11 protein-coding genes and 1 other RNA gene are annotated in these 11014 nt (G+C 53.6%); 5 read left to right on the top strand and 7 right to left on the bottom strand.

Annotated features, from left to right (window positions below):
* Position 1: 1 nt before the first annotated feature.
* Positions 2 to 1318, bottom strand: coding sequence for a serine hydrolase domain-containing protein (locus GALF_RS06530; RefSeq protein WP_013293270.1), 1317 nt, complete (start codon positions 1316 to 1318; stop codon positions 2 to 4).
* A gap of 175 nt (positions 1319 to 1493) precedes the next feature.
* Between GALF_RS06530 and ubiG the strand changes: the two genes are divergently transcribed.
* From ubiG to GALF_RS06510, 5 genes are all read left to right on the top strand, one after another.
* Positions 1494 to 2189, top strand: coding sequence for a bifunctional 2-polyprenyl-6-hydroxyphenol methylase/3-demethylubiquinol 3-O-methyltransferase UbiG (gene ubiG / locus GALF_RS06525; protein ID WP_013293269.1), 696 nt, complete (start codon positions 1494 to 1496; stop codon positions 2187 to 2189).
* On the top strand, positions 2182 to 2883 hold the full coding sequence (locus GALF_RS06520; RefSeq protein WP_013293268.1) for an HAD family hydrolase: 702 nt from the start codon (positions 2182 to 2184) through the stop codon (positions 2881 to 2883). The genes ubiG and GALF_RS06520 overlap by 8 nt, the downstream gene beginning before the upstream one ends.
* A 35-nt stretch (positions 2884 to 2918) precedes the next feature.
* Positions 2919 to 3287, top strand: a transfer-messenger RNA (tmRNA) gene (ssrA, locus tag GALF_RS15265).
* Positions 3288 to 3700: 413 nt separating this feature from the next.
* Positions 3701 to 4060, top strand: coding sequence for a type II toxin-antitoxin system RelE/ParE family toxin (locus GALF_RS06515; RefSeq protein ID WP_013293266.1), 360 nt, complete (start codon positions 3701 to 3703; stop codon positions 4058 to 4060).
* Positions 4061 to 4064: 4 nt separating this feature from the next.
* Positions 4065 to 4388: a helix-turn-helix domain-containing transcriptional regulator gene (locus tag GALF_RS06510; protein WP_013293265.1), complete on the top strand. Its 324-nt coding sequence runs from the start codon at positions 4065 to 4067 to the stop codon at positions 4386 to 4388.
* A 216-nt stretch (positions 4389 to 4604) separates the two neighbouring features.
* On the opposite strand, the gene GALF_RS06505 is transcribed toward GALF_RS06510, so the two are convergent.
* The 6 genes from GALF_RS06505 to GALF_RS15680 all read right to left on the bottom strand — a co-directional run bounded on the left by GALF_RS06505 (position 4605) and on the right by GALF_RS15680 (position 10938).
* On the bottom strand, positions 4605 to 4973 hold the full coding sequence (locus tag GALF_RS06505) for a diacylglycerol kinase (protein WP_013293264.1): 369 nt from the start codon (positions 4971 to 4973) through the stop codon (positions 4605 to 4607).
* A gap of 37 nt (positions 4974 to 5010) precedes the next feature.
* The gene (locus tag GALF_RS06500) at positions 5011 to 5442 is read right to left on the bottom strand and encodes a hypothetical protein (protein WP_013293263.1); all 432 of its coding nucleotides are present in this window, start codon (positions 5440 to 5442) and stop codon (positions 5011 to 5013) included.
* Complete coding sequence (locus tag GALF_RS06495; protein ID WP_013293262.1) at positions 5442 to 6113, bottom strand: methyltransferase family protein; 672 nt, start codon at positions 6111 to 6113, stop codon at positions 5442 to 5444. The genes GALF_RS06500 and GALF_RS06495 overlap by 1 nt, the downstream gene beginning before the upstream one ends.
* A 19-nt stretch (positions 6114 to 6132) precedes the next feature.
* A complete protein-coding gene (locus GALF_RS06490; RefSeq protein WP_050752482.1) occupies positions 6133 to 9744 on the bottom strand; it encodes a YjbH domain-containing protein in 3612 nt (1203 codons plus the stop codon).
* The gene (locus GALF_RS06485; protein WP_013293260.1) at positions 9741 to 10388 is read right to left on the bottom strand and encodes a lipoprotein; all 648 of its coding nucleotides are present in this window, start codon (positions 10386 to 10388) and stop codon (positions 9741 to 9743) included. Before GALF_RS06485 ends, GALF_RS06490 begins: the two co-directional genes overlap by 4 nt.
* 151 nt (positions 10389 to 10539) lie before the next feature.
* Positions 10540 to 10938 carry a hypothetical protein gene (locus GALF_RS15680; RefSeq protein ID WP_190274102.1) on the bottom strand — a complete coding sequence of 133 codons (399 nt, stop codon included), beginning with the start codon at positions 10936 to 10938 and terminating at the stop codon, positions 10540 to 10542.
* Between the last annotated feature and the right edge of the window lie 76 nt (positions 10939 to 11014).

The raw sequence follows: 11014 nt of genomic DNA, 5'->3' as shown, positions 1-11014 counted from the left end.
ATCAGTCTGCAATGCTGGCACTTGACATGACCAGCAGCTTATCCCATAAGTCGAAATGATGATGAAATGGATGCGTTTGCGATAAAAATATCGTGATTTTCTCCTCTTTAGGGTTGACGCTAAATCGCGTCGAGTAAAGGCCCGCCCATTCGAAAGTACCGGCATCACCCGCATCCACATTGTGCTCACGATCAACTTGTATCCCGAGCCCTAAACCGAATTTCCATCCTTCGTCATGCAGGGTCGTTTCTGAAAGTTTGCCGATTTGATTACTGGTCATCAGTTCAACGCTTTTGCGGCTGATCAGCCGTACACCGTCCAGCGTCCCCTTGTTCAGCAACATCTGGGCAAAGCGAAAATAGTCGTAAGGGGTCGTGACTATGCCAACCCCGCCTGAGAGAAAAGTCTTAGGCCCCTGTGTCTGAAAGGTCGGCGAATACACATAATCACCTTCCCTGTGCGGGCCGGGCGTGACCTTGTCGAGCTGACCGTGCCAGTCGCTCTTCCAGACCGCTGAAAGCCTACCCTGCTTACTCTCAGGCACGAAGAAATAGGAGTCATTCATTTTTAACGGCGCGAATATATGGGTGCTGATGTAATCATCGAGCTTCTGTCCTGAAACAACCTCGACCAGATACCCTTGCACGTCTGCGGCCATGCCATAGATGAATGCATCCCCCGGCTGACTGGCGATCGGCAGACGGGCCAGTCGTTTGACCATATCCCCTATCGTGCCCTCCGTTTCATACATGCCGCTGCTAATTCCGGCCTCCTCGTACATGACATGCATCTGATGCAGCAAGCGGTCTTGCGGATACCACTCGGATGCAAAAGGATAAGGCATCCCTGCTGTGTGCGTGAGCAGATCCTTGATCGTAATATCCCGTTTGGCAGGAACCAGCCTGAAGGCAGGATTAGCGCCTTCGGGCAGCATTTCGATCACTTTGGTGTGGGAAAATTCGGGGATATATTTGGCAACAGGATCGGACAAGAGCAACTTGCCCTCTTCGTACAACTGAAGCACGGCCAACGTGACCACCGGCTTGGTCATCGAGCAGATGCGGAACATCGTGTCCCGCTGCATCGGCCTGTCCGTATCGGCGCGACCAAAGGTTTCGAAATAGGCAATTTTTCCGTGCCGCGCGACCAACACCACCGCGCCTGCCATTTTATTCTGGTCAATTTCGCCCTGTATCATACTGCTGATATTACCTAGGCGCGCCGATGACAAGCCGACCTCCTCGGGTTTGACCATTCGGATTTCTTCTGCTGGGGCGCTACTGACAAATATGGCAAGTATCAAAAAAATAAATTTCATGACCGCACTCCCTAAGATAAAGCAGAAATTGCACGCAGGCGCATATCGTATGCCCTTTTTTATTGACTGAATAGTCTGTTTCAAGGCGATGAACCGAAATGTCTACGCAGGATAATTTGGCGGTTGGTGGAAGTTTTGCTAGAGTCTCGCACTAGCCATCAAATACACACTCGCCATGAGCAACGCTGATCCTGTAGAAATCGAAAAATTCTCCCAAGTAGCCCACAAATGGTGGGATCCATTGAGCGAATTCAAACCCCTGCACGAAATCAATCCGCTGCGTCTGAACTACATCAACAGACATGCAAGTCTTGCCGGAAAATCCGTACTGGATGTCGGTTGCGGCGGCGGAATTTTGTCCGAGAGCATGGCAGCCTTAAATGCAAACGTGACCGGCATCGACCTGTCCGATAAAGCCTTGCAAGTTGCCAAACTGCATCTGCTGGAGAGCGGACGCCAGGTCACCTACCGTAAAATTGCCGTTGAAGACATGGCTGCCGAATGCCCCGACACCTTCGATATCGTCACCTGCATGGAGATGCTCGAACATGTGCCCGATCCGGACAGCGTGATCGCTTCCTGTGCGAAACTCGTCAAACCGGGGGGATGGGTATTTTTCTCGACGCTCAATCGCAATCCAAAATCCTATCTGTTGGCAATTTTGGGCGCGGAATATGTGCTTAACATGCTGCCGCGCGGCACCCATGACTACGCAAAGTTCCTGAAACCCTCCGAGCTTGCACAATCATGCCGCAATGCTAACCTGACAGTGTCTGATTTGTCCGGCATGAGCTATAACCCGTTCTCGAAGATATATTCACTGGGGACGGATACCAGCGTCAATTACCTGATTGCCTGCCGTCGTGATTGATCAGGATTTTGGATTCAGGACTGAGGATTGGGAAGCAGCTACAGTCAAAGCCGTTTTGTTCGACCTAGACGGTACCTTTGCGGACACCGCACCCGATCTTGCTGCCGCGTTGAATCAGGTACGCTTTACCCGCAACCTCACGCCCCTGCCTCTGGAAGTATTGCGCCCGCAGGCGTCCCACGGATCGGCAGGACTGCTCAAGGTCGGCATGAACGTTACGCCTGACTCGCCGGACTTTATTGAACTGCGCGATATCTTCCTGAATCACTATGCGAACAATATCTGCGTGCATACGGCGCTTTTCGAGGGCATGAGCGACCTGATCAATGAACTGGAATTGCGCAGCCTCCCCTGGGGTATCGTTACCAACAAGCCGCATATTTACACGCTGCCATTAATGCAAGCATTAGGTTATGCGGATCGCGCTGCGTGTCTCATCAGTGGCGACACCTGTTCCAACGCAAAACCGCACCCTGACCCAATGAACAAGGCCTGCGAGATCATCAATATTGCCCCCGAAAACTGCCTGTATCTGGGTGACGATGTACGCGACATGCAGGCTGCTAATGCGGTCAACATGCGCGGCGTCATCGCTCGCTACGGTTACATCAGCGCGGATGCTAAGCTGGAGAACTGGGCTGCACACGCAATGATCGACACCCCACTTGAACTTCTGAAACTGATTCCTCTCTGAGTCTGTTATAATCGCCAGCGTTTTGTATCAACAACGGGGACGACTTGGCTTCGACGTGGGTTGCAAAGCAGAGTAGGGCATACCGAGGACCCGCAACCTCGTAAATCAGCTGGAAAAAACTAGTCGCAAACGACGAAAACTACGCTTTAGCCGCTTAGTCGGCTAGACCTCACACCATGCTGTCTGTGGAGTGGCTCAAAGTCGCAAGACTGAGATGAGTGAGGTAAATTACACAGAATCGTGTCGTGCAGGGTTACTTTGTACGAAGCTAAAATTAAGGTAACTAGTCCCGTACCAGCCCGCCAGTTGGCGTGTCCGGGATTAAATTAAATAGCATGGCTAAGTATGTAGAACTGCCTGTAGAGTGCTTGCGGACGCGGGTTCAATTCCCGCCGTCTCCACCAATTTAAATGTCCAACTGTTTTCAGTTGGACATTTTTCTTTGTGCAAACCCCACACGTTCCCCTTTATTTTCAATATGTTGCGGACTTCTCAATTTCAGGCCATCGCGCTCATCGGCAGTATTTTTCTCTCTCACTGCCATTTTTCTCTCCTGCCCTGCCCCGTTTCATTTTTTGAAGTCCGCGAGATGAAAATTTTATTTCACATAAAATCAATAAATTACGCGCGGACTAATCAGCACGGTTTGATGAAAGAATTGGTAGGCAAGAGGGAACACCCCTAGTTCCAGCGAGTGGAGAATGCAGTAAAGACCCCGATAAACTGCGCTCACTCAACAAAATGTGACGGGCAATTTCAGTCAATTTTCGTCGCGACCGAACTTGAATATTAGTTACCTATACGTTACTATCTGCGCATGAAAATCAAGGTCGAAGAATATATTTGCCAGGATGGCTCGAACCCCTATAAAACGTGGTTCGACGACCTTGATCCGCAAGCCGCCGCTAAAATTGTTACTGCCAAGCTGCGCCTAGAGCTTGGCAACACATCCAGCGTTAAGTGGTTTGATGGGATTGGTGAATATGTTATCGACTGGGGTCCGGGTTACCGGGTTTACCTTGCCAAGGATGGTGACACACTCATTATTTTATTTGGCGGTGGCACTAAACGCGGTCAGCAGAAAGATATCGATAAGGCAAAAGCATTGCACCATGAATACAAGTTGCGAAAAAAAGCCAAGTCTGCCGCCAGCAAAACTGAGAAAACAAAGAGGTGATCACATGGCACTAACTCGAAATTTCAAGCAAACAGTCATCGAGCGCGTTGAACGCGATCCCGCATTTGCCAAAGCACTGCTTGATGAAGCAGCCACTTTATTTTTGAGTGACGAACCGGAAACGGCACGCCTGATTCTGCGTGACCTCGTGAATGCTACCGTGGGATTTGAGCAGTTGGCCGTGCTGACTGACAAACCCAGCAAGAGCCTACACCGCATGTTGTCGCCCAAAGGTAATCCAAGCATGGATAACCTCGCTGCTATTTTTGGTGCGGTTCGTGCGCGTCTGAAAGTTGGAATTGAAGTTCGCACGGTTGAATTAGCCTAGCGGGTTGGTTGGCGTTTGTTAGCAAAAATCCTCACGAACCCGAATCTTTCCTCACTTGTTAGCATCCTTGCGTACCTGTACTCAATTCCCCTGGTAATCTCCACCAATAAAATAAAAAGCTCACCCTTGCGGTGGGCTTTTTTTTTCTGCGTTACGACAAATTGAATCCACGTCCGGTACCATCTTCCTTAGCTCAAGGGGATACAGGTTCTGGCATCAGAATAGAAAGATCAATCCCCATATCACGACGGCATTCACAATGCTCATCAACACTGCCGCACTGGCAATGTCTTTCGCGCGCTTTGCCAACGGATTAAGTTCCAGAGAAGTGTGATCAACTGCGGCCTCCAGTGCCGAGTTAAGCAACTCCACGATCAGCACCAGAATAATACTGCTCACCAGCAACGCTTTGCCCACCACACTGGCACCTGACAACAGCGCGACCGGGATCGCGATCGCAGCTACTAGCACTTCCTGACGAAATGCATCTTCATACTGCCATGTGGCGCGCAGGCCTTGCAACGCAATGCCCATTGCACGCCATACATGCCCCAATCCGGGCTGATGTTTATGTGGATTTGTCATCACATACGCGGCCCGCGTTCAGGCCTTTGATCTTGCATTACAGCGGAAATACACAGCGAGCCGTTTGCTTCTTGTCGAGCGTGATTTGCTCCGCCATCACAATGCAGGTTTGTTTTGAGTCATTTCCGGCGTTCACCAAGATGCGCAACGTACCTGAATGCACCACGTAAGTCTTGATCGGCTGCCCCGCCAGCGCTGATTGCCAGGCGAGATTAATCTGCCTTGCGCAACTATTCCTTAGTTGGCACTGGCTGCAATTTTTACCGATTGCCCCGGCCACCTTGTTATTGGCATCGCGGCATTTTTGCTCACTTGTCCACGGCACATCGATAAAGACCAGTTCACTGTGATCCGGAAACGCGACATTGACCTGCGGATAATAACGCTCCGAGCCAATCCATAACATGGCTGCGCTGACGAGGATAAGAATAGCAACGGCTGAGACCAGGTAGATACGGTATCGATTCATTACCACACCCCGGGAATCAGACGCGCTTTACGACTGGCATAATCCCGGTATTCAGGGAAAGAAGCGGTGAGAATGCGCTCTTCGTTTAACATGCGGCGAACCTGGAAGAAAAAATGCACCAACAGTATCAGCGCCGCCTGCCACGACATAAATTGCAGGAAAATGCCGACGATCGCAACCTGTTCTGCCAGGTATAAGGGGTGGCGAATCAATCTGTATGGACCGCTTGTGACAAGCTTGCGCGCCTCCGCCATGATGCTGATCGAACGACCGAGATGCAGCAGCACCACCACGCATAAATAATTGCCCGCCAGCAGCAACGTGGTTGAAACAAGGTCCAGCATCGGCGACGGGGTTGAACGGTCCAGCAGCAACAGCACATTACCCAGAGTCAAACCCAGCAAGGCCGAAATCTTGGATTCCCAGCCGACGGCCTGATTGACCGGGCGCGAACGTATCGTGTGAAAGAAAATCAACAGGCCCAGAAAAACCAGCAAAGAAATACGCGCAGCGAGCGTACATATAAAGTTCCAGTCCAACCCCATCGGCGGGCGGGCCAGAAAATCATTCAGCCCGAGCAGCTCGCGGACGAAGAAAAAACTCGTGAATAACACGACAGGCAAACGCATCAGCCTGTCGTAAGTTACGGAATGCTCATTTTTACTGTTCATGCTTCTTACCAACCGATCGTTAATCCATTTTCCAGTAGGCAGCAACGCCATTCGGCGATATCTGCCATTCCATGCCCCGCTTTTCGGTATTTTTATGCGACTGATACACGAAGTCGCCTATCGCATAGCCGAACATCGAGCCTGCCACCGTGTCCGAGAACCAGTGGTTACGTCCGCCGATACGGGCCAGATTGGTCACCGCCGCCAGACCGTACAGCCACGGCGCATCGTACTCCTTGGCATAGGGTGTAATGGCCGCCCACATGATCGTGGTATGCCCTGACGGCATCGAGGCGTTTCCGTTGTTGGCGTTCATGAAGTTAAAGCTGGCAGGCCCCGTGCCGACCAGAGGCCGGTCGCGGCCGATCACGTATTTCATGCCCAAAGTGCTGACCAGCCCAATGCCGCCCGCTGCCAGCGAACTGTACGCCGTCGTGCTCAGCTTGCTGTCGGGCTCGCCGCCGAAGAAAGCCATGCCCGATGCGCCCAGCGCCAAGAAAGGCAGCATATTGCCGATTGATTCAAACGTCTTCGCAGCGGGTCGCGCGCCGTAGTTCACGGCCAGCCTGTCCGCCGGCTTGTCCGCGATCGATGAAGCCAGCGTGATGCCGCCCATCCACAACATCGACTCCCAGAATTGCGACGTCATCGTCAGCCTTCCGGCATTGACCAGATCGCCGGTCGCCATCGAGAAAACCGATTTTCGTCGCCCGACACCGGCACCTGTATCGGACGCATCGCCAAACTGTGACGTTCTTTCATCGCTCCACGGGCTCAGTTTGAGCAAATCGCCACCCTGCCCTTTGGTCAGATCGAACAGCTGGAATTCGCGGTTGAGCATCGCACCGCCGTCGCGGGTAAGCGGGTGCCACACAATACTTGCGATATTGGTGCTCGAGCGCGTGAGCAATGCATCGAACGGGATCGTCAGATAGACGCCCTTGTCGAAACTGCCTTCGCCGAACTGCACCGCAGAAACATTGGTCTTGGTGGCGAATGCACCCATCTTTACGCCGTTTTTAAACGAACGGGATAGGTCGAGTGTCGCCCCCACATCGCCGGCAAGATAACGTCCGGCATGCACGGTCGCGTTGATGTCCTGAAAGCCGGTATCCCAGTACAGGCTGGCGTGTCCGGTCAAGGTCTTGTAGGGCAGGAATGTGAAGTCCTGTCCGAAGCCGCGCTGCTGAACCGCATTCAGATCTAAACCCACCGCCACCGGGCTGTGCCAGGGACGGTACAGCCACTCGCCGCCGATACCGCCATACATGGTCTCCAGCATGCCGCCGTACAGGCTGAAAAAGTTTTCGCTACCCAGCTTACCTACATGTGTGAACTGGAATACCGGTATCGCCACCGGCGTTTTTACATAGCGCTGTATCTGTGTGCGCACCTGCGGCAATGTGCTCAGTGAGGCAGGATAGACGAACTTGTTATAGTTATCAATCAGTCCGTATTGGAGCGTGCCGGTCCACCAGGTGTCATCCCTGAAATTGTAATTGCCGCGCGCGCCCACTCCCATCTTGTACAGCAAGCCTTCCGGGCCGCCGAACGAATGATCCAGATAAATTCCGGCATTCCCAGAAAATCTGTCGGGCAATCTGTCCACCAGTGTCTCCGATTGAGGATAATCGAAGCCGTCGAAGGCGGCGCGCTCAAATACCGCGCTTTGCTTGCGGTGAGCCGGCACAAAGGCTGTTTTCGCGTTGACCCAGGCGCTGCGATCGACCTGGAATTCATGCATCCCCAGACCGTATTCGCTGGACTGGATGCGAAACACCAGCACTTTCTTGTTAGGCACATAGCGGTGTAACACCGATATCACGCGATCGACATAGCCGTTCCAGTTTTTGGCATCGGCGTTCTGGAACTTCACGATCACCTCGCTGCCCGCGCGCCTGATCTGCAACACATGCCAGGAAGTTTTCTCTTCCAGCGTCCGACTGACCCGATCCCAGTCAGGCTCCTGGTCGGGGTAAATTGCGCTGACCGGTTCGGTTTCCGGATCGCTGAGTTTGGGCATATAGAATTTGCTCAGATCGCCGTGAAAACTGAAATTCATCGCCAGCGTATTGCCCCGCTCCAGATTCAGCGCCAGATCGACACCCGGATTGACGCGATAGACGGCGCCGACATTGAACGGGCTGCGCTGTTTCAGCGGATTATTTAATGGCTCGTTCAGATAATTGTTGCCGTCGTATTCCAGTTTCAGAATCACAGAATCCCAAGGCGTCTGATACTGCACGCCGCCGAACAGCGATGTCTTGCCTCTGAAAATCGCCGAGCTGTTCACCGTACCGGTTGTGAAATTTCCAACTGGACGGGTACCTAATTGAGGGCTCAGAACCGACAGCGGATTGCCCAGATTGCCGCGCGCGCCCAGATAGCCCCAGCCCAGCCCGAGCGACCAATCCAGATTGCCGGTGCGCTTGCTCGACACCAGATACTCGCTGGAAAACAGCCCGGTTCCGCCCACGTCGAGCAGCCCCACCGCCAACTGGGGCAGCATAGCGGTCTCATCCAGCAGCTTCAGCTTGAAATCGACGCTTTTGTCCTTCGTCGCCTGACCACCCGAAAAATTGGCAGGCCCGTACAAGCGGTTGGAAATACTGGTCCAGCGCACCGCCAGTTCGAGCCAGTCCATCAGCTGCATGCTGCCGGTCATCCGCGTGTACGGATAGACGCGACTGGCGTTCAGCGCCGCATTACCCGCGCTCTGCATGCGCGCTGAGGGAGTCTGTATCAGCCCCGTCATCCCCCAGTCGTTGTAGGTCAGCGCAAGATCGCGTGGACGGGATCCGAAAAAACCATTATCAGGCGGTGATTCAACGCTAAACTCGCGCCGCGAATGGTATGCCCCCTCGCCCGCTGAGCGGGGATGAGCAGTTTTATCATCAGGCCTCTCGTCTTTCGCATACCCGTCCGCCGCCACACCTTGCGTAGCCAGCAATCTGGCAACTTGTGCAAGTATTTCGTCGGGCCAGGGAAGGTCAGCGTCGCTCACGACTATCCACGCACCGGGAGCCGGCGTGTTTTGTTCACTCTCGTTCCAGGCGGCCACACCGCCGCGCCTGATCAACCCGTCCGGCTGCACCACCCAGGCAACTTGCGGATCCCCTGCTGGGTTGCACTTACCAATATAATCTTTCGCATACAAACTAACCGAATGCGTCACCTGACAAGCGCTGCCATCCCCTTGTACCACCGTCACGGTAGTCGGTCGCGACGGGATAGATACTTTCTGGCCTTTTTTCAGTTGCGGGTCGTGCTGCGGATTGACTTCCAGCCAGCGCGGATCAGTTTTTTCGACGACTACACGGCCTGTCACAGGAAGCGACTCGACAAATCCGGCAAGGCCGCTTGCAGCCGTACGGGTAACTTCAGGAGCGATCTCCACAGAGCGGATCTGATCCAGCAACGCTGCCTTGATACGCTCCTGAACCTGCGCCTCTTCCGGCACCTGCCAGACCAGCCCTGGCAGATAGGCGGCTTGCGGCGTTTCGGTCAGCCACCGGCTCAGGCGCATTTGCGCCTCAACCTCAGCTGCCGCCGCCTGCGTGCCTGACAAGGTCGCCAGCAACAAAGAACTGAGCAGATTGCGTGAAAACCTGTGATGTGTCTTTGAACTCAATGCGTACCTTTGCTGGAATTCGGCCAATCTTGCCATGAAAAGCAATACTCACTGGACAGACACTGTTCCGCATAAATGACTCGTTGCGTACCCGGGCTAGCCAGCCTGACTGCGTAACGCGCCGGACGATCACTGCCACCCTGCACGGTTTCTTCAAACCAGACAAGTGAAGATGCAGAAATATTTTTCAGCTGCGTATCTGTAGGCGGCTCGATGAGGCGGATTAGCATCTTTTCATGGATGCCATATCGATAGCCGGGACTGACATCGCGAATACGTTCGAATTGCGCCTGATGACCTACCGCGTCCCAGCGCGGAAGATCCGAAAACGACACAGTAAGCCAGTTCGTACCCGTTTTCATGATCGCCCCCGCCACCCGCCCGTCGCGCAGACGCAACACATCGGCCTCGGCGCTGTACCAGACATCGACCGGTCCATCCGGCGTGGCGTCGATATAGCCCAAGGCCATGAACACCTCTCGCCCGCCTGTCTGCACGCGCAAATAGCTCAGCTTCGGATTCAGTTCGTGCTGCGCAGCTGATCCTTCGGAATGGATCAATCGATAGGCATCCACTACGGCCTGTGAAGCGGATTCGACCGCACAACCGCCCAACAGAGTGAACACGCCGAACAGGGCAGTCATTCTGAATATCGTGGATTCAATCATATTTGAGTTGCCATCGCCGATGAAATCACGGAAGCGAAACGAAGAGGGAAAACTTGGGAAGCTGCGAACGCCTCACAAAAGAAAAGTCCCCGAGGAGACTTTTCTTAAACCGACTGAACGACTGAAGTTACTGAGTAACGGTTACGACAGTTGTGTTGTTGTTGGTTGCGACCACAGCCACGGCAGCCACGGCAGCAACCGTACCGACAACAGCCATAGTGCTCAAGCCGGCAACCGCGCCTCCTACTGCTGCTGCGCCACCTGCTGCTGCACCTGCTGCACCTGCTGCACCTGCTGCACCTGCTGCACCTGCTGCACCTGCTGCACCTGCTGCACCTGCACCACCCGCGCCACCCGCTGCACCTGCGCCACCCGCTGCACCTGCGCCACCCGCTGCACCTGCGCCACCCGCTGCACCACCTGAAGCGCCACCACTTGCTGTTGCACCTGCTGCACCTGCTGCCGCGAATACATTACCGGAAACAGCCAATACCAACGCCAACGCCAACGCACTTAATTTATTCATTGTCATTCCCCTAATTAAAATTTTCGAAATTCGTTATTTAATATCTAAAGCTGTTCGCGATTATCCTGTTTTCTAT

Origin of the sequence: Gallionella capsiferriformans ES-2 (assembly GCF_000145255.1) — a bacterium.
GTDB classification, from domain to species: domain Bacteria; phylum Pseudomonadota; class Gammaproteobacteria; order Burkholderiales; family Gallionellaceae; genus Gallionella; species Gallionella capsiferriformans.
Note: the sequence above shows the minus strand (reverse complement) of the source record. Positions and strands in the feature narration are given on the sequence as shown.

Coding starts and splice junctions, on each gene's coding strand:
- GALF_RS06530 (WP_013293270.1), bottom strand. CDS start 1,318: ATGAAATTTATTTTTTTGATACTTGCCATATTTGTCAGTAGCGCCCCA.
- ubiG (WP_013293269.1), top strand. CDS start 1,494: ATGAGCAACGCTGATCCTGTAGAAATCGAAAAATTCTCCCAAGTAGCC.
- GALF_RS06515 (WP_013293266.1), top strand. CDS start 3,701: ATGAAAATCAAGGTCGAAGAATATATTTGCCAGGATGGCTCGAACCCC.
- GALF_RS06510 (WP_013293265.1), top strand. CDS start 4,065: ATGGCACTAACTCGAAATTTCAAGCAAACAGTCATCGAGCGCGTTGAA.
- GALF_RS06505 (WP_013293264.1), bottom strand. CDS start 4,973: ATGACAAATCCACATAAACATCAGCCCGGATTGGGGCATGTATGGCGT.
- GALF_RS06500 (WP_013293263.1), bottom strand. CDS start 5,442: ATGAATCGATACCGTATCTACCTGGTCTCAGCCGTTGCTATTCTTATC.
- GALF_RS06495 (WP_013293262.1), bottom strand. CDS start 6,113: ATGAACAGTAAAAATGAGCATTCCGTAACTTACGACAGGCTGATGCGT.
- GALF_RS06485 (WP_013293260.1), bottom strand. CDS start 10,388: ATGACTGCCCTGTTCGGCGTGTTCACTCTGTTGGGCGGTTGTGCGGTC.
- GALF_RS15680 (WP_190274102.1), bottom strand. CDS start 10,938: ATGAATAAATTAAGTGCGTTGGCGTTGGCGTTGGTATTGGCTGTTTCC.